The following is a 21,118-nucleotide window of genomic DNA, read 5'->3' as shown; positions in this document are numbered from 1 at the left end:
TGCTCCAAGAGGTTTAAGAATTGGGTAGATTTTCAAACACGGAACACAAGCTGCTGCTCGTATAGTATGTCTTTTCCGCGTCATTGCCAGTTAGGGGATTCGGCGGAAACGGTGCGATTACGGTGCCGGTGGTTAACATGCATGTGCCGGTGCCGCAATCGTGTTACAAAGATAGGACTATTTCTGAAATTCGCTGCACGGAGCAGCCTATAGACGATGAAAAATGAACTTCATGGAATATATTTCAAGCAGGTCGGCCCGTACGCGAGAATCCGTTGCAGGCTTCTGTTTGGCGTGAAAACCGAACGGCGTTATTCGATGCATAAATCTTTAGATGCACGAATCTTTATGTATTTGATGCGGTATGTTTGTATAGCCAAGGCTGTGAGCGCGAGTGAAAGCCTGCCGCAATCAATAAGACAATTCGCTTTTGCCGACCGGTTGCGACGTGGCGAGTGCGAGTCCGCGGTTGCCCTGCTTATCCACAGCGTTGTAGAAGTGGTAGACCACCCCGTCGTATTTGAGTACCATCGGTTTGTGCGCATATTGGTTGTCGAAGGATTCCGACGGGGAGATCAGGTTTTCACCTTCCCAGCGGGTCCAGTTCTTGAGGTCGTACGAGCAGGCGAACTGGTCAAATGCGCCGGGGCGCCATCCTTCGCCGAAATAGAACATCACCCACAGGTCGCCGATGCGGACGATCTGGGCATCGCCGGTAATGCCGGCGCCGTTGTCGATTACCGGCTGGTCGCCGAAACGTTTCCAGTGCCGCATGTCGTTCGAAACGGCCATGCCGATCCGTTCGATACCGCGGTTGTTGGGACGCAATTTGCTTTTCGCATTGTAAAACATTACGAACGGATGGCCCGTATTCAGGTCGGGGTCGCGGATAATCGTGCTTTTGTACAGGACGTCCGTTTCAAACCAGCGGGCGTCGGTATCCTCGGCGCTGAGTACGGGGCCGCGCAGCCGTTCCCATTCCCGGGCTTCGGCCGGGGTCTTGGTGCGGGCGATGCCGATGCCGAGTTTGCCCGCTTCATAGCCCGTGGCCGATCCGCCGATGTAGGACATCCAGTAATAGCCTTCGAAGGGTTCCGGAGCGTTGCGACCGCCCCATTCGGTATCCTGTAGCGCGATGTAGCCCGCTTTCTGCGTCGCGTCCCAGGTGCCGTCGGTGAACGACATGATCCGGCCGATCGTTTTCCAGTGCAGCAGGTCTGCGCTCTCGGCCAGCCACGATTCGTAACCTTTGCCGTCGAAAACGATATAAGTCATGAACCATTTGCCGTTGTCGCGGAAGATGGACGGGCTGTCGATCATCTTACCCGGTTCGGGGATCATGATCAGTCCGTATTTGTACGGGGTTTTAACCTCTTCGTACGTTTGACGCATCACTTCGGGCGGGACGCGGTCGGGCTTTTGGGCAAAAAGAACGGGGCAGCTCAACAGTGCCGCAAGCAGGAGTGCATAAGGTTTCATCATGGCTGGCAGGTTGCAGTTAATCGGTTGATGGTCGGTCGATAGCGGGTGTTACGGCCGGTTGCGGTAATCTTCCGGGGGCTTTTGCATGGGATAATTGCAGCGGCTTCGTATGTCCGTGGAGCATCCGGCCGGGGACTAAAGGTAATAAAAAAACGGGAAAGAGCGCTATAATCACTCTTCCCCGTTTGTCAGTCGCATGCATCCGGGTGTGGACAGGGATATTTCGGTATCGGGTATCCGGGGAATATTCGTGGTGCAGGGAAATAATGCCTCAAAAGGATGTAAGGCAACCATGCTCGCATGTGTCCCGGATTATTTTCCCGGTATCGTCGCTCCGCTATACGCAGCCTTGTGCGAGCATCGCGTTGGCCACTTTCATGAAGCCGGCGATATTCGCTCCTTTGACGTAGTTGATATAGCCGTCCGGCTCAGTGCCGTATTTGACGCAGGCTTCATGAATGTTGCGCATGATCGAGTGGAGCTTGTTGTCCACCTCCTCGGCCGTCCAAAGGAGCCTTTCGGAGTTTTGCGTCATTTCGAGGCCCGAAGTGGCTACGCCCCCGGCATTCGCCGCCTTGCCCGGCGCATAGAGGATTTTATGGTCCTGGTAGGCTTTGATCGCTTCGGGCGTGGAAGGCATGTTGGCCCCCTCCGCGACGCAGATGCAGCCGTTGGCGACCAGCATTTTCGCCTCCTCGCCGCTCACTTCGTTCTGGGTTGCGCACGGCAGTGCGATATCGCATTTGACGCTCCAGGGACGCTGGCCTTCGTAATAGGTGGCTGCCGGGTAGCGCTCGGCGTATTCTTTGATGCGGCCGCGGAAGATATTTTTCAGTTCCAGTACGTATTCCAGCTTTTCGGCGTCGATTCCTTCCGGGTCGTAAATATAACCCGACGAATCGGAGAGCGTAACCACCTTGCCGCCGAGCAGGGTAGCCTTTTGGGCAGCGTATTGCGCGACGTTGCCCGAACCGGAGATGGCCACGGTCTTGCCCTTGAAACTTTCGCCTTTGGTGGCGAGCATCTCCTGTGCGAAATAGCAGACACCGTAGCCGGTCGCTTCCGGGCGGAGCGGACTGCCGCCCCAGCCGAGCCCTTTGCCGGTCAGTGTGCCGGTGAACTCGTTGCGCAGCCGTTTGTACTGGCCGAACAGGAAGCCGATTTCGCGGCCGCCTACGCCGATGTCACCGGCAGGAACGTCGGTGTCCTGTCCTACATGGCGCTGCAATTCGGTCATGAACGACTGGCAGAATTTCATCACTTCGTTGTCGGACTTGCCTTTCGGGTTGAAGTCCGAACCTCCTTTGCCGCCCCCCATGGGCAGCGTGGTAAGGCTGTTTTTGAACACCTGTTCGAACGCGAGGAACTTCAGGATGCTGAGGTTTACCGAAGCATGGAAGCGCAGTCCGCCCTTGTAGGGACCGATCGCGCTGTTCATCTGTACGCGGTAACCGCGGTTGATCTCGATCTCGCCCTTGTCGTTGAGCCACGGCACGCGGAACATTACCACGCGCTCGGGTTCGGCGATCCGTTCGAGAACTTTCATCTTGGCGAGAACCGGATTTTCCAGGATGTACGGGGCCAGTGATTCGATCACTTCGTGTACGGCTTGGTGAAATTCTTTCTCCCCGGGGTTTTTCGCGATGATTCCGGCCATGAAATCATCCACGTACTGACGAACATGTTTTTCCATAACTCCTCTTAATTTTTCGATTGGATGCTGACAAAAATAAAATAAAGCGTTAGGAATTGCAAATTTATGTTTTATAAAACAATTAAAATGCATATTAATGTTAAAATTTGCACACGAGAAATATTAACGGATAGCGTGTGTGTCCGGTGGTTTGCTTCGAAACTGTAAGTTACAAGGGTCCGATCGCCCCGGATTGTAATTCGTAAAAATTTTTAGGAAAGATTTTAACGGATCTCTCCGATCCGGTGGATTTGGGAAAGGGCGGGGCGGATCCGGCCGATCGGAGCAGGCGAACCGGATGTGGGAGAATAAGGTAATCAGGACGATGAAGTCGGAGGCTTGGGAACGGTGAATCAGGACTGGTAAGAGGGTGGGTAACGGGAGCGATGCAAGCGGTGAATCGGGAACGAGCGACCGACTGGCTGAACCGGAAGCTGCGGCTTCGGCGGGGCGTTATTTGTTTTCGGACAGGAAACGGCGGCGGATCACTTCGGCTACGGGGATTCCTTCGACCTTGCTTTGCAGCCACGAAAGGACGTCGAGATAATAGAAAGTCCGCCGTTCGTACGGATGTTGCTCGTACGGCTTGAGGATTTCGTAAAGTTTGCGGAATTCCTCTTTCAGGTCGCCGGCATAGATCGTGTTGAGCCGTTTGAGGAAACGCATCATTTCGAGCTGCACCTGCTGCATGTCGTTCATCTTTACGAGGAATACGTACACCGAGCGGATTTGGTAGTCGATGTTGTAGTCGATTCCCGATTCGTAGGAACAGATCAGGTTGAGGATGCGCGCATAGCATTGCAGGTCGCGGCGGATTTGCGGATCACGCGTGCTGATGATCCGTTTGAGGTACTCCATGCACGGGCCGTAGTTGCCGTTGCCGAAGTAGAGGCAGGCGATCTTGTAGTAAAGCACCATGCGGTGGTGCAGGTCCAGCTGATTCGAATAGTTGCGGATAAATTCTTCGACTTCGGGAATAATCTTGATTCCGTCGCTGAAGAGTCCTTCGCGGAAATAGTTGTTGATCCGGTTGGTGTAGAGGATTTGCAGGGCGATCATGCGGGCGTTGTCGCTGATGTTCCCGATCTCCCCGATCTCCTTTTCGAAAGCCCTGAGCGTGGAGACGAACCGTTTGTGGCTGCGCAGCAGGAAAAGGCTGTCCAGCAGGCGCGAATAGCCCCGCAGGTAGGCATCGTACATCAACTGCTTCATGTGCGGGTGTTCGTCGAACAGGCTGATCCACCGGCAGACATATTTATAGCACAGCAGCAGGTTGTGCAGAATGTAGTTGTACCAGGCATTGGCCTGGTAGAGGAAAAAACGCTCGGTGAATGACAGCTCCCCTTCGTCGCAGGCCTCGTACTTGGCCAGTTTTTGGCCGTAAACCTGAATGATCAGGTCGATATCTTTCTGCGTGCGGGTGTAACCCAGTTTGAGGTAGAGCCCGTAGAGCTGCATCGAGATGTTGGACAGGTCGTTGATCCGGACGATCTTGTCGCACATCGTGCCGGCAAGCCGGCTGAGGCTCTCGCTTTTGGAGAGGATGCCCCGCGAGATGTTCAGCGTTTCGATCTTTTTCTGCATTTCGACGATGTCGATGGCCATCGTGTACTGCTCATTGGTGAGTGCCAGTTCGGCGGCTTTGTCGAGCAGTTTCGAACTCTGCCGATACAGTCCCTTGTCGAAGAGGATACGTGCGAAATCGATCTGTTCGCGCAATTGCATCGGCACCGTGCGTTGCACGTCGAGCAACCGGATGCTCACCAGTATCTGTTTGTAAAGATGCGCCTTCATGTTGGGCAGCTGCTCCTTTTTGATCGGGCAGCGCTGCAGTATGCGCTTTTCGTCGTATTCGTCCAGCGAGTCGAGGCAGTCGAACAGCGTGAGGAATTTCGCTTCCTGGTTTCCGGCCAGACGGGTGGCATAGAGCTTGAAGTTCCGCTTTTCGGCTTTACTCATGCTCCGAATCAGTTCGAATACCGGTTCCTGTTTGTTTGGGGTCGCTGCCATGTTAGGGTGCTTCGATTTGAGCAAAAATACCTAAAAAATGGCAACAAACGAAATAAAATCCCTATCTTTGGACTAAATTCCAATATTATCCAGAGTCATTATGTCCACTTCGTCCCGCTATGCCGGACGCGGCGTTTCCTCTTCCAAAGAGGACGTGCATGCCGCGATAAAGAATATCGATAAGGGCCTTTATCCCAAAGCTTTTTGCAAGATTATCCCCGACCGCCTCGCGGGGGATCCTGAGGCGTGCCTGATTATGCACGCCGACGGGGCGGGCACCAAATCCTCGCTGGCCTACGCCTACTGGCGCGAGACGGGTGACCTGTCGGTGTGGAAAGGAATTGCGCAGGATGCCGTGGTGATGAATACCGACGACCTGTTGTGCGTCGGTGCGCTGGACGATATACTGCTCTCCTCGACGATCGGCCGCAACAAGCGGTTGGTGCCTGGCGAGGTGATCTCGGCCGTGATCAACGGAACCGAGGAGTTCCTGCAAAGTATGCGGGACCTGGGTGTCGGGATCTATTCTACCGGCGGCGAGACGGCCGATGTGGGGGATTTGGTGCGTACGATCATCGTGGACAGTACCGTGACGGCCCGTATGCGCCGCAGCGATGTGATCGACAATGCGAATATCAAAGCCGGGTGCTGCATCGTGGGCCTCAGCTCGTCGGGGCAGGCCACTTATGAGAGCGAGTACAACGGCGGAACGGGCAGTAACGGCCTTACGTCCGCACGCCACGACGTCTTTTCGAAAGCCGTGGCGGAGAAGTATCCGGAGAGTTTCGACGGCGGACTGCCGTCCGATCTGGTCTATACCGGCCGTTACGGCCTGACCGACCGCATCGAGGGATGCCCGTTGACGGTGGGTAAGCTGGTGCTCTCTCCGACGCGCACTTATGCGCCGATTATCCGTGAGGTACTGAAGGATTACAGGGGACATGTCCTGGGTATGATTCACTGTAGCGGCGGGGCACAGACCAAAGTGCTGCACTTCATCGACAATTTGCATGTGATTAAGGACAACCTCTTCGAAACCCCGCTGTTGTTCCAGTTGATTCAGCAGGAGTCGCAGACTCCGTGGAGCGAGATGTACAGCGTTTTCAACATGGGGCACCGCATGGAGCTTTATGTCGATGAGTCGGTAGCCGACGACATTATCCGCATCTCGCGTTCGTTTGACGTCGATGCGCAGGTGATCGGCCGGGTCGAAGCGTCCGGCCGCGCGCAGGTTACGATCCGCAAGGATGGTGCGGAATATCGCTATACGAAATAATCCGGATCACTCGGAATGTGTTTGGATGGGGGAATATCCGGGGATTGAGGTTGTTCCAAAGTGTCGCAGGCAGCTCTCCGATCGTGTGAGAATGCCGGATGCGAATTTCGGGTAACGGATAAGGATTAAAGATCGCCGCTCTCTTCGGGGAGCGGTTTTTTATTGTGATCCGGTGATTTGCGAACCGTTGGAGAGGCGGTAAACAGCAAAGAGGAACACAGGGAAGCGGAAAAAATAATTAAGGATGATGATATATATGGTGATAAGATATGAGGGGAATAGGAGAATACTGTAAGATAAAATAAGAAGGGTAACGGGTATAAAAATAGTAAGAGACTCCATCGGGAGCCTCTTACTATTTTTGTCTGTAAATCTGTCGGTCGCTGAATTATTTCGTAGCGGCAGCGGCGGTAGAGTCAGCAGCGGTCGAATCAGCAGCAGCGGCGGCAGCGGCAGCAGCCTCAACCTGTGCGATCGAATCAGCAGCTTTTGCAGCGGCGATAGAATCCTCAGCGGCTTTCTGGGCACCGGCGTTACCGCAAGAAGCGAAAGAAACGAATGCAGCAACAACGGCCAGCATCAGTACAGATTTAGTAAAAGTTTTCATAGTAAAAGAAAATTAGTTAGTTATTTAATTCGGGGCAAAGGTATAAATGTTTATCAAGAAAAGAAACTTTTTTTCGAGAAACTTTTACTGAAAAATGCTTTTTCTTGTCCTGAGATTTGCAAATGACGTTTTTTTTTCGTTTATTATAAGCCGAGGCAGTATTCCGCCCGTCCGGGAATTGTGTCGCCGGGTTCGGATGCTGCCACAAAATACAGCGGGAATGAGGCTGTGCCGGATTAGATTGCCGGCTCCGAAGTGCCGTTGCTGGTGGGAATTGACGAGGCTGTCTCGCCGAAAAGCGACAGCGAGATCTCTTCGCGTACGAGGAACGCACGGTCGAAAGCATCCCTGATTTTTCCCAACAGGATAATCGCCTCTTCCGACGTGAGGCAATTGCCTACCGTCACCTTGAAATAGGGATTCTCATACGACAAATAGGCCGGAATATCCGGATATATTTCGCGGAAACGGGCGATGGCCCCGTTGGCCGACGCACGAGCGTTCTGTCCGTTGTCGAGGAAAATCCGGACGCGGTACCCCGGGATTTTGGTTCCCGAAGGCTGTGCCTGCATCGAATGTACGACAGTTGCCGCGCTGCCGTGTTCGGTCGCTACGACGCGGCTGTTGTAGGAGGGATCGGCCTGTGCGGCTTGCCGTTTGAATTGATCGAGGGTCTGCCCGCTGAGCGGGGCGGATGCCAGAGCGAGCAACAGGGCGATGCACCCAAATCCAAATTTTTTCATCATCGGCTGTTTTTTCGGTTACGGTCGTTACATGTTTTTGAGCAGTTCCGCCGGATCGAACCCGAATTGGCGGGCCATCTGGTCAAGCGGCATTTCCGGGATTTCGATCTTTTTTTTGCCCCAGCCCGCCCGGGCTGTCACGTAGCCCGACAGGGTGGTGTTCTGCAATCCTTTCGAGAATGCGGAATAGACCCCCAATGCGCCGAGCGGGCCGTCGAAGCGGATGGCCAGCGGCAAGGTCATGACGCCGCTGCTCTTGCGCGGCAGCCGCGCCTTGTCGCGCAGTACGATGTCGACGATCCTGCGCCCCTCTTTGCTGATCGTGAGCTGCATGTCTGTCAGTGTGAGGTTGCTGCCCGAAGCGTTCGTGGCTTTGATGCCCAGGTCGATACCCACCTGCGAGGTGGTGGCTCCCTTCACCTGGATCGATTCGATGCCCTCGAACGACAGTTTTTCGGGCCTGATGCACGAGCCCAACAGTGTCACCGCACCGAGGGCGGCCAGTAATAATAATTTTTTCATGCCTGTTTCCGTCCGTAATAAATCTGGGCGATTCCGCTCCAGAGGTTCGTGATGCGGCAGTCCGTGAATCCCGCCTGTAGGAGCATGCCGCGGAACTTTTCGCCGTAAGGGAACTCGTCTACCGATTGCGGCAGGTATGTATAGGCGCTCTTGTCGTGCGAAAGCATCCGTCCGACTGCGGGGAGTATCCTGTGGAAATAGAAACGGTACAGCGTACCGAATATCTTGTTTCGGGGCATGCCGAATTCCAGTACGCAGACAATTCCGCCGGGGTGCAGGATGCGGTGGATTTCGGCGACTCCCCGGGCGATATCTTCGAAATTGCGCACGCCGAAGGCGACGGTCACGGCATCGAACGAATTGTCTTCCGCCGGCAGGTTTTCGGCATCTCCCTGCATGAGTGTAATGCGCTGTTCCAGCCCGGCCTGCGAGACTTTCTGGCGCCCGATCGCGAGCATCTGCTCGGACAGATCGATGCCGGTAACGGCGCTCTGCGGACATTTGCGTGCGAGCATGATTGCCAGGTCGCCGGTGCCGGTGGCCAGGTCGAGGATCGTTGCCGGTTTTGCCGCGTGTACGCGGCGGACCACTTTGCGCCGCCATGAGCGATCCACGCCCATCGAGAGCAGGTGGTTCAGTGCGTCGTAACGGAATGCGATCGCGTCGAACATCGACCGTACCTGCTCTTTTTTGCTTTCTGTCGTGTTGTAAGGTTTCATGCTGGGCTATTCGAACCGGATGCTCTTTTCCGGCAAAATTAGTGAAATTATCATCGTCGGCAAAGCCAGCAGCGAGACGATAAAGGCGAAAGTGATCAGGTTTAAGAGCGCCCACCATCCCCAGTCGATGAAGATCGGCACCGTGGTGAGGAAATAACCGGCCTGGTCGAGCCGGACAAGGCCGGTACAATGCTGCAGCAGGCAGAGTCCCACGCCGAAAAGGTTGCCCCAGAACATTCCCTTGAGGATGATGAACGAGGAGCGGATCACGAACATCTTTTGCAGCGAACGGTTGCCCATGCCCAGGGCTTTCAGTACGCCGATCATCGACGTGCGTTCGAGCAGGATGATCAGCAGCGCGGCGATCATGTTGAACAGGGCTACGATCAGCATGACGGTGATGATGACCCCGGCATTGACGTTGTGCGCGTCAAGCCAGTCGAAAATCATCGGGTACCGTTCGCGGACGTTGATCACCCGCAGCGTGTTGCCTTCGGCGGGCGGGGTGTCGAATATCAGCTCGTCCACGGCATCGGTGAATTTTTCGAGCCGGGGAAAATCGGTGGTCGTGATTTCGAAGCCGGTGATCTGGGTCGAATCCCAGCCGTTGAGCCGCTGGACATTGCGGATGTCGGTAAGCACCATCACTTTGTCCAGTTCATCGAACTGCGTGTCGTAAATGCCTTTTACGCGGAAACGGTCCCGCCGCGGCGGATTCTGGATAAAGAGCATTTCGAGCGGGTCGCCCACCCGGAGTTTCAGCATCGAGGCGAGCCTGTGCGAAATGAGTACGTCTTTGTTGCGGACCGAGTCGGAGAGGACGGGAATCGAACCTTCGGAGAGATTCTCCCGGAAAAACGACCAGTCGTAGTCGGGGCCCACCCCTTTCAGCACGACGCCCTGCATCGCCTCTTCGCCGCGCAGGATGCCCGCTTTGATCGCGTACGGATGAATTTCTCCGCAAGCGGGCAGTTTCTCGATCAACGGCACGACCGGCTGGTTTTTCGAGATCGGGACGGTCTCGTAAGAGGTGTTGCCGTCGAGGTTGACGATCTGCACATGCGAGCCGAAACCGGTCAGCTTCGCCGTGATTTCGTGCTTGAAACCGAAGATCACCGCCAGCGAAACGATCATCACGGCCATGCCTACGGCTACGCTTAGCGTCGCGATGCGGACCATCACGTTGTTTTTGCGGCCGCCGCGGGTAAAGGCAATCCGCCGGGCGAGAAAGTATTCCAGGTTGATTCGGCTCATCGTTGCTGCAAGATAGAAGTTTCCGGGGAAACCCGTGCAAAGTAACGCAAAAAATCCATACTTTTGCCTTATACCGAAAGGAGAATGTTATGGGTAAGACAGCATTGATTACGGGCGCTTCGTCGGGGATCGGCGAAGCTGTCGCACGGAAACTTGCCGCTGCGGGGTACAATTTGGTCATTACGGCGCGGCGGAGCGGCCGCCTGCAGAAACTGAGCGACGAACTCGAAGAGAAGTACGGCATCAAAGTACATGCGCTGGGATTCGATATCCGCGAGCGCATCCAGACCGAATCTGCGATCGAGGCGTTGCCCGCGCATTTCCGCGCGATCGACGTCCTGATTAATAATGCGGGGCTGGCTTCGGGCCTTGAACCGATCGACGAGGGTGATCCGCTGGACTGGGACAAGATGATCGATACGAACGTCAAGGGATTGCTCTATATCACCCGGGTCGTTTCGCGCATGATGATCGAGCGCGGCCAGGGAGGGCTGATCGTCAATATCGGTTCGGTTGCCGGAAGCCAGACTTATGCCGACGGGGCGGTCTACTGTGCGTCGAAGCATGCCGTGCATGCGTTGAGCGAAGGGATGCGGATCGATTTGCTGAAGCACGGTATTAAGGTGTCCGAGGTGCGTCCCGGTATGGTCGAGACCGAATTTTCGGTCGTTCGTTTTCACGGTGACCGGCAACGGGCCGATAAGGTCTATGAAGGGGTGAAGCCCCTTAGTGCGGAGGATATCGCAGACGTGATCGGCTGGATCGTGTCGCTTCCGCCGCACGTCAACGTCAACGATATCCTGGTGATGCCGACCCAGCAGGCGGACGCCCACTATACGGACCGTAAACCGTAACCGCGGATGAAGGTTTTTCATCGGGAGTTTTTTTACGGCCGTCCTGTATCACTGTTGGCGCTGGGATGCGTCGTACTATTGATTTCATGTCGCGGACGCGGTGCGATCCATACTGCCCTCACCAGTTCGGCGGATACGGTGCCGGTGGAGGCTGTTACCGGCTATGATTATGATACAGTTTCTGCTATCGGTGCTGAACCTGAACGGGAAACAGGGGCACTTTCGCCGACCGAACGGCGGTTGGCGGAGGCGGGACTGACTGAGATCGTTCCGGACGATACCGCGATACTGGTGCATTTGGTTTATGCTACCCCTGAGAATTTTACGGGCAAAGTTCTGTATACCGACCTGCGGCGCGCCTACCTGCTGCCGGAAGCGGCGCGGATGCTGTACCGGGCTTCGGAGTGTTTGCGGCGCGAGCGTCCCGGCCTGCGGTTGCTGATATACGATGCCGCACGTCCGATGTCGGTCCAGCGTGAAATGTGGAACCTGGTCAAAGGGACTCCGCAATACATTTACGTGTCGAATCCTGCAAACGGCGGGGGGCTCCACAATTATGGCGCGGCCGTAGACCTGACGCTGGCTGATGGGAACAGTGCCCCGTTGCCGATGGGAACGCCTTTCGACTATTTCGGTCAGGAGGCGCATATCGACCGCGAGGACGAACTGGTTGCTCAGGGCCGGATCACACAGCAGGAACTCGACAACCGGCTGCTGTTGCGCAAGGTGATGCGGCAGGCAGGTTTCCGTCCGCTGCGCAGCGAATGGTGGCATTTTAACGCCATGACGCGGGCCGAAGCCCGCGAACGTTACCGGGCGGTCGAGTAACCGGAGTATGGCGGTTAGGGAAAAAATAATAATTTTGCACTCCGGACGTTTTATTGTAAACCTAATTTGATTTTGAAAATATGTGGAATCCCGGTTTTATACTGATTATCGTAATCGCAGTGGTCGGCATGATCGTGCAGGCCAGACTGCAATCGGTCTTCAAGAAGTATTCGCAAGTGATGTTTCCCGGCGGCCTGACGGGCCGCGAGGTGGCTGAAAAGATGCTGCACGACAACGGTATTTACGATGTAAAGGTGACAGCGACCCAAGGGCACCTGACCGATCATTACAATCCCGCCACGAAGACGGTGAACCTGAGCGAGAGCGTCTACAACAGCAACAGCGTTTCGGCCGCCGCCGTCGCGGCGCACGAGTGCGGCCATGCCGTACAGCATGCACGCGATTATGCGCCGCTGAAGATGCGTTCGGCGCTGGTGCCCATCGTGCAGTTCTCGTCGATGTGGTCTACGTGGGTGATTATTGCAGGTATCCTGTTGATCAATACTTTCCCGGCACTGTTCTGGGTGGGTATCGCGATGATCGCATTGTCGGCGCTTTTCAGCCTTGTAACGCTTCCGGTCGAGTACAATGCTTCGGCACGCGCGATGGATTGGCTTGAGAGCACGCATACGCTGCAAGGGGCGCAGGTTGCGCAGGCACGCGAGGCCCTGTCATGGGCTGCGCGCACCTACCTGGTAGCCGCCCTGTCGGCTATCGCAACGCTGATTTATTACCTCGGGTTTGCACGCCGCAATTAAACGGGTGAACTTTCTCCCGCTTGCGCGGGTGGGCGGGGAGAACTAGCGAGTAATAAAACAGCGGGTCCGGGTAATAGAGCTGGCAAGGAATAAAATAGGAGTAAATGAAGCGGGAGCATCGAAAGATGCTCCCGCTTCATTGTTTTTCCGGGTTTGTCCTGCCGTTATTTTCCCTTCGGCTGTTTCGGGATTACGAGCGGGTAGGATTGCTCCGCCAGTCGTTCACCTTTCTTAGCCCATGGCATTGCATCTTTGTGCGCAACGAAGATCGTCAGCGTGTATTTGCCGGGTTTCAACGCATCCAACGCCGCTTCGACCGGGGAACTGCTGCCGGGCTTGATGTCGGGGTTGAGCCGGCCCTGCAGGATCACCTTCGATTTGGATGAAACGGTATAAGCTACCTCGAAGTTCAGCAGGTTCGCAAGGGTGAAGCCGTTGCGGATGACTGCTTTGCCATGCTCGATGTCGATCGGCTCGACGGTGATCGCTGCCGGTGTAGCCGGGGAAGTTTGCCACTGTGAAGGCGTGCCGAATTGCAGCGTGTAGCGTGTATCCGAGGCGTTGCGTCCCCCGGGCGTGCCCACCACCATATCGGTGTTCCATTCGGCCCCTGCCGCCCCGTAAATCACGGGGCGGTTCTTTTCGACCGCTTTCAGTGCCAGGTAAGCCTCGTACATGTTGTAGCCGCGTCCCGCTTTGCCGCCCAGCGAGAACATGATCACCGACGGGTGGTTTTTCGAAAAATGGTACATGTTCAGCACCCGGTCGGTGTAAGCCTGCTGCCAGAGCGTGTCGTTGGCCGGAGTACCCCCTGCCTGGAGCGATTCGCCGCTCAGGTGCGTATCGAGGTTGGCCTGGTCGCAGACGTAGATCCCGTACTGGTCGCACAGGTCGTAAAAACGTTTACTTTGCGGATAGCGCTCTACGCGGAGCAGGTTGATCCCCGCCATGCGGAATTTCAGCAGGTCGTTGCACAGCGTCGCTTCGTCGTCGGGGCAGAGGTAGTCTATCGCGCGCAATTCGACGGGACGCCCGTTGATCGTGATGCCCTTGTCCGAGAACTGTACGTCCCGGAAACCGATTTTCAGCGTGGTGTAGTCGGTAAAGCGGCCTTCATGCTGGATGCGTAGCGCAACGGTGTAGAGTTTCGGGCTTTCGTGGCTCCACGATTCGATGTTCGGGATGTTTTCGAAAAAGCGTACGGTGTCTTCGAGGCGCATCTCGAACCGCGCGTCGCGTTTGCCCGAGCGGACCAGCGTGCTGTCCGGACCGTACAGGTCGTAATAAACGGTCACCTGTTTGGGATTGAGCAGGTGAGATTTGACGATCACGCCGAAGTTGAACAGTCCGCTCGTGCCGTCGGGTGCGAAGCGCGTGTCGATTACGTAATCGCGCATCCGTACTTTCGGTTGGGCGAAAACATAGACGTCGCCCTGAAGAGCCGTTCCCTTCGTCTGGATCTGGTTTTCGAGCGTCGTCGAGACGGGGTCTGCATAGGCTACGATCGCCATGTGGTTTTTACCTTCGGTGACCAGCTTGGTGATGTCGAATTCGGCCGGGGTTTTCGAATCCTCGTGATAACCGGCCAGCCGTCCGTTGATGTAGAGGTAATAGGCGCGGTGCACAGGACCGACATGTGCGAATACTTCGCGGTCTATCCACGCGAACGGCATTTTGAATTCATGGCGGTAAATGGCCGCCCATGCACCGTTATCACCCTTCTGGGGCGGTGTGATGCCGGGCCAGAACGACGCGTCGGCGGTGACCTGTACCGAATCGATCGGGGTCGGGGCGGAGAAGGTTTTTACTTTCCATTCGCCGCCGAGTTTTTGCATGTAGGTCGAGGAACTGGTATCGCCGGCCAATGCAAACTCTTTTTTGTTGTAGCTGTACAGTTGCGTTCGGGGCGCTTCCCGGTGGATCGAAACCTGTTCAGGGTTCTGTAACGGCGGAAGTTCCTGTGTCGGGGCGGATTGGGATTCCTGTGCCGCCGCCGTACAGGCGAGGCAGCTGAGCCATACCGAATAAATAAAACCTTTCATGGTCGGACGTTTTTCTGAGACGTTTGTGGTCGCCATTACCCACAAAGGCCCGCATCCGGGCCTTTGTGGGGATATGTTGCAAATATACGCATTCGGATGGATTCCGAAAACGTCGCGGGTTTATTTCGCCGGGGTAGCTTCGGCGGCGGCGATCATGCCGAGGTTGATCAGCGTGCGCACGCTGGCCGTTTCCGACACCAGGTGGACGTTTGCGCGGCTCAGTCCCATCAGGATCGGACCGTTGATTTCGGCGCCTCCGAGCATTTCGACCAGCTTGTAGGAGATGTTCGCGGCCGACAGGTTCGGGAAGATGAACGTATTGACTTCGCGGTCGCCCAGTTTGTTGAACGGATAGAGGTGGACCCGGGATTCGCGGTCGAGTGCGATATCAGCCTTCATTTCACCCTCCACCAGCAGTTCGGGGTACTGGTTGTGCAGGATTTCGACCGCTTTGGTCACTTTCAGCGCGAGCGGTTCCTCGTCGGTGCCGAAATTGGAGTAGGAGAGCATCGCGATAACCGGTTCGATACCGAACCGGCGTACCGTCTTGGCGGCCATCAGTGCGATTTCGGCGAGGTCTTCGGCACTCGGCGACGGAATTACGGCCGTATCGGCGAAGAACATCGGGCCGCGCTTGGTGGTGACGATCTGCATTGTCGCCAGCCGGTTCGACGGTTGGAGGCTGAATACCTGCCGCACCGGTTCGAGCGACTGGATGTAGCTGTGCCCGAAACCGAGCAGGGAAGTATCCGCATCGCCCGAAGCGACCATCATCAGCGTGAACCAGTCGCGTTGCATCATGTATTTGAGCGCTTCGGCGTGGTTGATACCCTTGCGGCTCATTTTGCTGTACAGTAGCGTGGCGTACCGCTGGCGGCGCGGTTCCTCTTCGTCGCTGCGGAAGTCGAGGATGTATTTGTCGTCCAGCGAGAGTTTGTGCTCGTCCAGCAGTGCGTGAATTTTACTGCGGCTGCCAATGAGGATCGGGGTGGCGATGCCGTCCGAAAGCAGGTGGATCGCCGCCTTGATCGTGTTGAGGCTGTCTCCTTCGCTGAAGACCAGCCTGCGCGGGGTGGCCGTGCGGGCCATCGAGCGGATCGAGCGCATCAGTTTGTCGTCGCGTCCCATGCGGTTTTCGAGTTCCTGGCTGTAAGCGTCCCAGTCGGTGATCGTTTTGCGCGCGACGCCCGATTCGATCGCCGCTTTGGCGACGGCCATCGAGATGCGTGTGATCAGCCTGGGGTCGAGTGCTTTCGGGATCAGGTACTCGCGGCCGAAAGTGATGTTGTTGTCGTTATAGGCGGCTGCTACCATATCGGGTACCGGTTCCTTGGTCAGTTCGGCCAGCGCGCGTACCGCGGCGATCTTCATCTCCTCGTTGATCTTCGTGGCCCGTACGTCGAGCGCACCGCGGAAGATATAAGGGAAGCCGAGCACGTTGTTTACCTGGTTGGGGTAGTCCGAACGTCCCGTAGCGAAGATGATGTCGGGACGGGCCGCGTGGGCTACTTCGTAACGGATTTCCGGGTTCGGGTTGGCCAGCGCGAAGACGATCGGGTTTTTGGCCATGCTTTGCACCATTTCGGAAGTCAGTACGTCGGCCACCGAGAGCCCGAGAAATACATCAGCCCCTTTGACGGCTTCTTCGAGCGTGTTGACGTCGCGGGAGGTGGCGAAACGGGCTTTGGTCGGATTGAGATCCTTGCGGCGCACCGAAAGCACTCCTTTGCTGTCGCACATCACCATGTTTTTAGGCTCGACGCCCAGCGCGATGTAAAGCTTCGCGCACGAAACGGCTGCTGCGCCCGCGCCGTTGACGACCACTTTCACCTTTCCGATCTTCTTGCCTGTGATCTCGAGCGCGTTGAGCAGCGCGGCGGCCGAAATGATCGCCGTGCCGTGCTGGTCGTCGTGCATGACGGGGATCGAAAGCTCCTCCTTGAGCCGCTCCTCGATCACGAAACACTCGGGGGCCTTGATGTCCTCGAGGTTGATGCCGCCGAAAGTGACCGAGATATTCTTGACCGTTTCGATAAATTTTTCGGTATCTTTCGTGTCTACCTCGATGTCGAATACGTCTATATCGGCGAAGGTTTTGAACAAAAGCCCCTTGCCTTCCATTACCGGCTTGCCGGCCTGGGCTCCGATGTCGCCGAGCCCCAGGACGGCCGTCCCGTTGGAGATGACGGCGACGAGGTTTCCCTTGTCGGTATATTTGTATGCGTTGTCGGGATTTTTTTCGATCTCGAGGCACGGTTCGGCTACGCCGGGCGAATAGGCGAGCGAAAGGTCTTTCTGCGTACTGTAAGGTTTGGTTGGGATTACCTCGATCTTGCCGGGTCTGCCCTCGGCATGATAGGCCAGCGCTTCGTCCCTCAAGCTTTTTTTGTCTGTTTCCATGTTAGTTTCCGGTATCATTCGTTTTTATTTGACTGATTTTATACGTTCTTGGTAAATTTGGTTATCTTTGCAACACAGATGCCGCAACCCTTGTCCTGCTTGGGTTTGCGGTCTTTTTTCGCGCAAAAAAAAACAATCCCCGAAAGATAATAATATTTTTTAATAATGGGTGCTTTTCCCGTGTTAAATTTCCCTGAATATTGTTTTCGCCTGCGCTCCGGCAGCGGCGGATACGAGGTGTGGGATGCGCTTCGGGGAATGTGGCTCGTGCTGACTCCCGAAGAATGGGTGCGCCAGCACCTGATCCGGTTTCTTAGCGAGCGGATGGGGGCGGTGCCGCAGTATGTTTCGCAGGAGTACCCGGTGTTGTTGGGCGGTATGTCGCAACGGGCCGACATCGTGGTGTGCGGCCGGGACGGGAAACCGTGCCTGCTGGCGGAGTGCAAGGCGCCGGATGTGGCGCTTGAAGAGGAAGGGGTGGCCCGGAATGTATTGGCCCAGGCCGTACGCTATAACAGCGTTGTGGGTGCGCGCTACGTGCTGCTTACCAACGGCAGGCGGCACCTGTGTTTCGAATGGGACGCCCGGGCGGGGCGTTACGCACCGTTGGGTAATTTCCCCGACCTGTCAGTATTTTTTGGGATTGAGTAGCTGGAGCATATATTCATCCTGCCAGTCCGATGTGGTTTTGATCCACTCTTTCTTCAGTCCGATTACCCGGAACCCTTTGCTTTTGAACAGAGCCTGGCTGGCGATGTTGTCTGCCGGTATATTGCAATAGAGCTGGTTGAGTCCCAGTATCTGGAAACAATAGCGGATCAGCAGTGCGACGGCTTCCGAGGCGAATCCGCGCTTCTGGTCGTTTTTGTCGTAAATCAGGATGCCTACCCCGGCGCGCAGGTTGTAGGGGTCGAGGTCGAACAGATCGATCGCCCCGACCGGTGTTCCCGAGGTGCGCGACTCGATAATCAGGCGTAACTGCCGGGTCTCGTAGATATCGCGGCTCTGGTTCTCGATGAACTGTCGCAGCACGTATTTCGAGAACGGCGCGATCGTGTTGCTTACCTTCCAGATGTCGGTGTCGTTTTCCCACCGGTAGAGGATTTCGATGTCCTCGGGCTCCATCGCCCGCAGTTTGATCAGTTCGCTTTGAAGCAGGTCTGCCATGATTCAGGTTATAATCCGATGATTTTATTGCGGATGAGCATGGCCGCGCCCAGCGCGCCTATGTTGTCGTCGAGCTTGGTGGTGCGGAAGAGCGTATCGTTGTAGACAAGCCGCAGCGAGAATTTGTTGACGGCCGATTTGAGCGGCAGCATCAGGTAGTCGCCCGCGCCGGCCAGGTAGCCGCCGATGATCACCTGTTCCGGGTTGAAGATGTTGATCAGGAAGGCGATGCTCTTGCCGATCTTTTCGCCCGCCTCCTCGATCAGTTCGATCGACAGGTTGTCGTCGTTACGCGCGGCGTGGATGATATCCGTGATGTGGATCTTGCCCGTACGGTTGTACTTGTCCATCAGGATCGTGTTGCGCCCCTTTTGAATCTGCGCGATCATCTTGTTCTCGATGGCGATGCCCGATACTTCGGTCTCCAGACACCCTTTTTTACCACAATCGCAGATGATTTCGTTTTCGAAGAAGGGGGTGTGTCCGAACTCTCCGGCGAAACCCGAGCGTCCGTAGTAGATTTTACCGTCGACAATGATCCCGATCGCTACGCCGCGTCCCAGGTTCAGGTAGATGATATTCTTCTCGTTGCCGGTGCATCCTTTCGAATATTCGCCGTAGCATTTGGCGCGCGTGTCGTTCTCGATCAGCACCGGATGGCCGATGAAGGATTCGATCATCTCGGAGAGTGACTGCGGATTCGCCGTGAAATATTTGTAGCTGCGGCCCGTTTCCGGATTTACCCGGCCTGCGATGCAGATTCCCACGCCCAGCAGTTTCGAACGGTCTACGCCGCAGGTGGAGAGGAATTTCTCGGTTGCCTGGCGGATGTGGTTGAGGCACTCTTCGGTGTCCTCGAGCGCGAAGTCTGCGCAGCGGTGTGTGGTGATGAGGTTGTTCTGCAGGTCGGTGATTACCATTACCATCTGGTCGCGGCTGATCTCGACGCCGGCGAAGTAGATCGCCGAATTGGCCAGTCCGAAGACATTCGGGCGCCGTCCGCCGCTAGTTTCGATTTTGCCCCTGTCGTTGATGATCTTCTCGCGCACGAGCTCTTCGACGAGCTTGGTGACCGTCGGAATGCTGATGTGCAGTTCCCGGGCCAGTTCGGCCAGCGTACATTCGCCGTGAACGGCCATGTAGGCGATGATGCTGCGTTTGATGATGTTGTTTTTTTGCACGATGCCCTTGGCGTGGTCGTGCTCCGGACGGTTGAAAAATTCCTGTAACGAGCTCATACGTTTCGGATATGGTGGGTGGTAGCCGGAAAAATTGTTTTTTGAATTCCTTTAACAAAAGAAAATAAAAAAACGCAATAATGCAAAAATATTTATAAAATAATTTACGATATAAGAGGGTTTGGAATGAAAACAACGGAACCGACTGCGGGATGCGGTCGGTTCCGGGGAAAGGTTTTTTATAAAAAACTTATAAACCGGTTCTGGCGGCCTCGGCGGGCCGCTGAGGATTTACAAAGACTGTTTTGAAGTGGCCTGTGCTTCGCGGTTTACCTTTTTGATCAGGCCCTGCAGGACGGTTCCGGGGCCGAGTTCGGTGAACGAAGCGGCGCCGTCGGCGATCATGTTCTGTGCGATCTGGGTCCAGCGCACCGGAGCGGTCAACTGTGCGATCAGGTTAGCCTTGATTTCGGCGGGGTCGGTGTGCGGTTTCGCATCGACATTCTGGTAGACCGGGCAAACCGGTTTCGTGAACGGAGCGGCCTGGATGGCGGCTTCGAGCTCCACGCGGGCGGGTTCCATCAGCGGAGAGTGGAACGCACCGCCGACGTTCAGCTTCAGCGCGCGTTTCGCACCGGCTTCGGTCAGTTTGGCGCAGGCGGCGTCGACGGCCTCGTTGCTGCCGGAGATCACCAGCTGGCCGGGGCAGTTGTAGTTGGCCGGGACGACCACACCGGGAATCGAGGCGCAAATCTCTTCTACGACGTTGTCGGGCAGGCCGATGATGGCGGCCATCGTCGAAGGGTTCTGTTCGCAGGCCTTCTGCATGGCCATTGCGCGTTTCGATACGAGGGTCAGGCCGTCTTCGAAGCCGAGGGCGCCGGCGGCTACCAGTGCGCTGAATTCGCCCAGCGAGTGGCCGGCGACCATTTCGGGGGCGAATTCTGCGCCGAGCGATTTGGCGAGGATCACCGAATGCAGGAAAATAGCGGGTTGCGTAACCTTGGTCTGTTTGAGCTGTTCGTCGGTTCCGGCGAACATGATGTCGGTGATCGAAAAGCCGAGGATTTCGTTGGCTTTTTCGAACAGTTCCTTGGCTGCGGGCACGTTGTCGTACAGGTCTTTGCCCATGCCGACGAACTGGGCGCCCTGGCCCGGGAATACGAATGCTTTCATCTCTCTGATGTTTTGGGGTTAAATATCTTTTCTGTTGGTGCCGTTTTGCTGCTGTTATCGGATCGAATGGTAGTCTGTTGTGCCGGAACTGCCTTTTCGGTGCGGCTCCCCGAGACCGGAGCAAAGATACACATTTTTCGCCATTCGCGTTCCGGGAGGGGGTGATGCCGTTTCGGGATGTGTTTCCGGAGCGTGTGCGGGGCGCATTCCGGCCGGTGTGAGGAGTGTTGTGCGGAAAGAGGGGGTGTGGAGCTTCGCGGCTTGTTTCCGGATGTGCCGGAATGAGATCTCCGGCTGGGCTGAAAGCCCGAAATAGGTGGCTTTAGCTGTGATTAATTGTTGATAATTGGTGCGGCTCCGGGACGGAAAAACGGAAAAAATGTGTTAAACTTGCAGAGTTTAAAATGGT

General features: G+C 55.9%; 18 protein-coding genes. 5 read left to right on the top strand and 13 right to left on the bottom strand.

Features of this window, described 5'->3' with window-relative positions; translation table 11 throughout:
- Nucleotides 1-411: 411 nt before the first annotated feature.
- From NQ495_RS05365 to NQ495_RS05355, 3 genes are all read right to left on the bottom strand, one after another.
- Nucleotides 412-1,482: a glycoside hydrolase family protein gene (locus NQ495_RS05365; protein WP_009133976.1), complete on the bottom strand. Its 1,071-nt coding sequence runs from the start codon at nucleotides 1,480-1,482 to the stop codon at nucleotides 412-414.
- A gap of 337 nt (nucleotides 1,483-1,819) precedes the next feature.
- The gene (gdhA, locus tag NQ495_RS05360; protein WP_009133977.1) at nucleotides 1,820-3,175 is read right to left on the bottom strand and encodes an NADP-specific glutamate dehydrogenase; all 1,356 of its coding nucleotides are present in this window, start codon (nucleotides 3,173-3,175) and stop codon (nucleotides 1,820-1,822) included.
- A 453-nt stretch (nucleotides 3,176-3,628) separates the two neighbouring features.
- Nucleotides 3,629-5,185, bottom strand: coding sequence for a hypothetical protein (locus NQ495_RS05355; RefSeq protein WP_009133978.1), 1,557 nt, complete (start codon nucleotides 5,183-5,185; stop codon nucleotides 3,629-3,631).
- A 100-nt stretch (nucleotides 5,186-5,285) separates the two neighbouring features.
- Here NQ495_RS05355 and NQ495_RS05350 point away from each other — a divergent pair, with 100 nt between their 5' ends.
- Nucleotides 5,286-6,461 (top strand): AIR synthase related protein, encoded by a 1,176-nt coding sequence (locus tag NQ495_RS05350; RefSeq protein WP_009133979.1) that lies wholly within the window; start codon nucleotides 5,286-5,288, stop codon nucleotides 6,459-6,461.
- A 388-nt stretch (nucleotides 6,462-6,849) separates the two neighbouring features.
- On the opposite strand, the gene NQ495_RS05345 is transcribed toward NQ495_RS05350, so the two are convergent.
- The 5 genes from NQ495_RS05345 to NQ495_RS05325 form a co-directional block, all read right to left on the bottom strand.
- Nucleotides 6,850-7,068, bottom strand: coding sequence for a hypothetical protein (locus NQ495_RS05345; protein WP_040294209.1), 219 nt, complete (start codon nucleotides 7,066-7,068; stop codon nucleotides 6,850-6,852).
- Nucleotides 7,069-7,304: 236 nt separating this feature from the next.
- The gene (locus tag NQ495_RS05340) at nucleotides 7,305-7,814 is read right to left on the bottom strand and encodes a hypothetical protein (RefSeq protein WP_181982304.1); all 510 of its coding nucleotides are present in this window, start codon (nucleotides 7,812-7,814) and stop codon (nucleotides 7,305-7,307) included.
- Nucleotides 7,815-7,838: 24 nt separating this feature from the next.
- Nucleotides 7,839-8,333, bottom strand: coding sequence for a hypothetical protein (locus NQ495_RS05335; protein WP_009133981.1), 495 nt, complete (start codon nucleotides 8,331-8,333; stop codon nucleotides 7,839-7,841).
- Complete coding sequence (gene ubiE / locus NQ495_RS05330; protein ID WP_040294210.1) at nucleotides 8,330-9,052, bottom strand: bifunctional demethylmenaquinone methyltransferase/2-methoxy-6-polyprenyl-1,4-benzoquinol methylase UbiE; 723 nt, start codon at nucleotides 9,050-9,052, stop codon at nucleotides 8,330-8,332. Before ubiE ends, NQ495_RS05335 begins: the two co-directional genes overlap by 4 nt.
- A 6-nt stretch (nucleotides 9,053-9,058) precedes the next feature.
- Nucleotides 9,059-10,306, bottom strand: a complete 1,248-nt coding sequence (locus NQ495_RS05325) for an ABC transporter permease (protein ID WP_009133983.1) — start codon at nucleotides 10,304-10,306, stop codon at nucleotides 9,059-9,061.
- Between the two features lie 89 nt (nucleotides 10,307-10,395).
- Here NQ495_RS05325 and NQ495_RS05320 point away from each other — a divergent pair, with 89 nt between their 5' ends.
- From NQ495_RS05320 to NQ495_RS05310, 3 genes are all read left to right on the top strand, one after another.
- On the top strand, nucleotides 10,396-11,160 hold the full coding sequence (locus NQ495_RS05320) for an SDR family NAD(P)-dependent oxidoreductase (protein WP_009133984.1): 765 nt from the start codon (nucleotides 10,396-10,398) through the stop codon (nucleotides 11,158-11,160).
- 6 nt (nucleotides 11,161-11,166) lie between these two features.
- Nucleotides 11,167-11,988, top strand: coding sequence for a M15 family metallopeptidase (locus NQ495_RS05315; RefSeq protein WP_009133985.1), 822 nt, complete (start codon nucleotides 11,167-11,169; stop codon nucleotides 11,986-11,988).
- 80 nt (nucleotides 11,989-12,068) lie between these two features.
- Nucleotides 12,069-12,746: a zinc metallopeptidase gene (locus NQ495_RS05310; protein WP_009133986.1), complete on the top strand. Its 678-nt coding sequence runs from the start codon at nucleotides 12,069-12,071 to the stop codon at nucleotides 12,744-12,746.
- 164 nt (nucleotides 12,747-12,910) lie between these two features.
- On the opposite strand, the gene NQ495_RS05305 is transcribed toward NQ495_RS05310, so the two are convergent.
- Complete coding sequence (locus NQ495_RS05305) at nucleotides 12,911-14,788, bottom strand: glycoside hydrolase family 2 (RefSeq protein ID WP_009133987.1); 1,878 nt, start codon at nucleotides 14,786-14,788, stop codon at nucleotides 12,911-12,913.
- A gap of 120 nt (nucleotides 14,789-14,908) precedes the next feature.
- A complete protein-coding gene (locus NQ495_RS05300) occupies nucleotides 14,909-17,188 on the bottom strand; it encodes an NADP-dependent malic enzyme (RefSeq protein ID WP_040294211.1) in 2,280 nt (759 codons plus the stop codon).
- A gap of 165 nt (nucleotides 17,189-17,353) precedes the next feature.
- Between NQ495_RS05300 and NQ495_RS05295 the strand changes: the two genes are divergently transcribed.
- The gene (locus NQ495_RS05295) at nucleotides 17,354-17,839 is read left to right on the top strand and encodes a type I restriction enzyme HsdR N-terminal domain-containing protein (protein ID WP_009133989.1); all 486 of its coding nucleotides are present in this window, start codon (nucleotides 17,354-17,356) and stop codon (nucleotides 17,837-17,839) included.
- On the opposite strand, the gene NQ495_RS05290 is transcribed toward NQ495_RS05295, so the two are convergent.
- The 3 genes from NQ495_RS05290 to fabD all read right to left on the bottom strand — a co-directional run bounded on the left by NQ495_RS05290 (nucleotide 17,816) and on the right by fabD (nucleotide 20,709).
- Entirely contained in the window at nucleotides 17,816-18,355 is a 540-nt protein-coding gene (locus NQ495_RS05290; protein WP_009133990.1) for a GNAT family N-acetyltransferase, read from the bottom strand. The genes NQ495_RS05295 and NQ495_RS05290 overlap by 24 nt on opposite strands.
- Nucleotides 18,356-18,363: 8 nt before the next feature.
- A complete protein-coding gene (locus NQ495_RS05285) occupies nucleotides 18,364-19,593 on the bottom strand; it encodes an ROK family transcriptional regulator (RefSeq protein ID WP_009133991.1) in 1,230 nt (409 codons plus the stop codon).
- A gap of 231 nt (nucleotides 19,594-19,824) precedes the next feature.
- The gene (fabD, locus tag NQ495_RS05280; RefSeq protein ID WP_009133992.1) at nucleotides 19,825-20,709 is read right to left on the bottom strand and encodes an ACP S-malonyltransferase; all 885 of its coding nucleotides are present in this window, start codon (nucleotides 20,707-20,709) and stop codon (nucleotides 19,825-19,827) included.
- Between the last annotated feature and the right edge of the window lie 409 nt (nucleotides 20,710-21,118).

Origin of the sequence: Alistipes indistinctus YIT 12060 (assembly GCF_025144995.1) — a bacterium.
Classification (GTDB): Bacteria; Bacteroidota; Bacteroidia; order Bacteroidales; family Rikenellaceae; genus Alistipes_A; species Alistipes_A indistinctus.
Note: the sequence above shows the minus strand (reverse complement) of the source record. Positions and strands in the feature narration are given on the sequence as shown.

Coding starts and splice junctions, on each gene's coding strand:
- NQ495_RS05365 (WP_009133976.1), bottom strand. CDS start 1,482: ATGATGAAACCTTATGCACTCCTGCTTGCGGCACTGTTGAGCTGCCCC.
- gdhA (WP_009133977.1), bottom strand. CDS start 3,175: ATGGAAAAACATGTTCGTCAGTACGTGGATGATTTCATGGCCGGAATC.
- NQ495_RS05355 (WP_009133978.1), bottom strand. CDS start 5,185: ATGGCAGCGACCCCAAACAAACAGGAACCGGTATTCGAACTGATTCGG.
- NQ495_RS05350 (WP_009133979.1), top strand. CDS start 5,286: ATGTCCACTTCGTCCCGCTATGCCGGACGCGGCGTTTCCTCTTCCAAA.
- NQ495_RS05345 (WP_040294209.1), bottom strand. CDS start 7,068: ATGAAAACTTTTACTAAATCTGTACTGATGCTGGCCGTTGTTGCTGCA.
- NQ495_RS05340 (WP_181982304.1), bottom strand. CDS start 7,814: ATGATGAAAAAATTTGGATTTGGGTGCATCGCCCTGTTGCTCGCTCTG.
- NQ495_RS05335 (WP_009133981.1), bottom strand. CDS start 8,333: ATGAAAAAATTATTATTACTGGCCGCCCTCGGTGCGGTGACACTGTTG.
- ubiE (WP_040294210.1), bottom strand. CDS start 9,052: ATGAAACCTTACAACACGACAGAAAGCAAAAAAGAGCAGGTACGGTCG.
- NQ495_RS05325 (WP_009133983.1), bottom strand. CDS start 10,306: ATGAGCCGAATCAACCTGGAATACTTTCTCGCCCGGCGGATTGCCTTT.
- NQ495_RS05320 (WP_009133984.1), top strand. CDS start 10,396: ATGGGTAAGACAGCATTGATTACGGGCGCTTCGTCGGGGATCGGCGAA.
- NQ495_RS05315 (WP_009133985.1), top strand. CDS start 11,167: ATGAAGGTTTTTCATCGGGAGTTTTTTTACGGCCGTCCTGTATCACTG.
- NQ495_RS05310 (WP_009133986.1), top strand. CDS start 12,069: ATGTGGAATCCCGGTTTTATACTGATTATCGTAATCGCAGTGGTCGGC.
- NQ495_RS05305 (WP_009133987.1), bottom strand. CDS start 14,788: ATGAAAGGTTTTATTTATTCGGTATGGCTCAGCTGCCTCGCCTGTACG.
- NQ495_RS05300 (WP_040294211.1), bottom strand. CDS start 17,188: ATGGAAACAGACAAAAAAAGCTTGAGGGACGAAGCGCTGGCCTATCAT.
- NQ495_RS05295 (WP_009133989.1), top strand. CDS start 17,354: ATGGGTGCTTTTCCCGTGTTAAATTTCCCTGAATATTGTTTTCGCCTG.
- NQ495_RS05290 (WP_009133990.1), bottom strand. CDS start 18,355: ATGGCAGACCTGCTTCAAAGCGAACTGATCAAACTGCGGGCGATGGAG.
- NQ495_RS05285 (WP_009133991.1), bottom strand. CDS start 19,593: ATGAGCTCGTTACAGGAATTTTTCAACCGTCCGGAGCACGACCACGCC.
- fabD (WP_009133992.1), bottom strand. CDS start 20,709: ATGAAAGCATTCGTATTCCCGGGCCAGGGCGCCCAGTTCGTCGGCATG.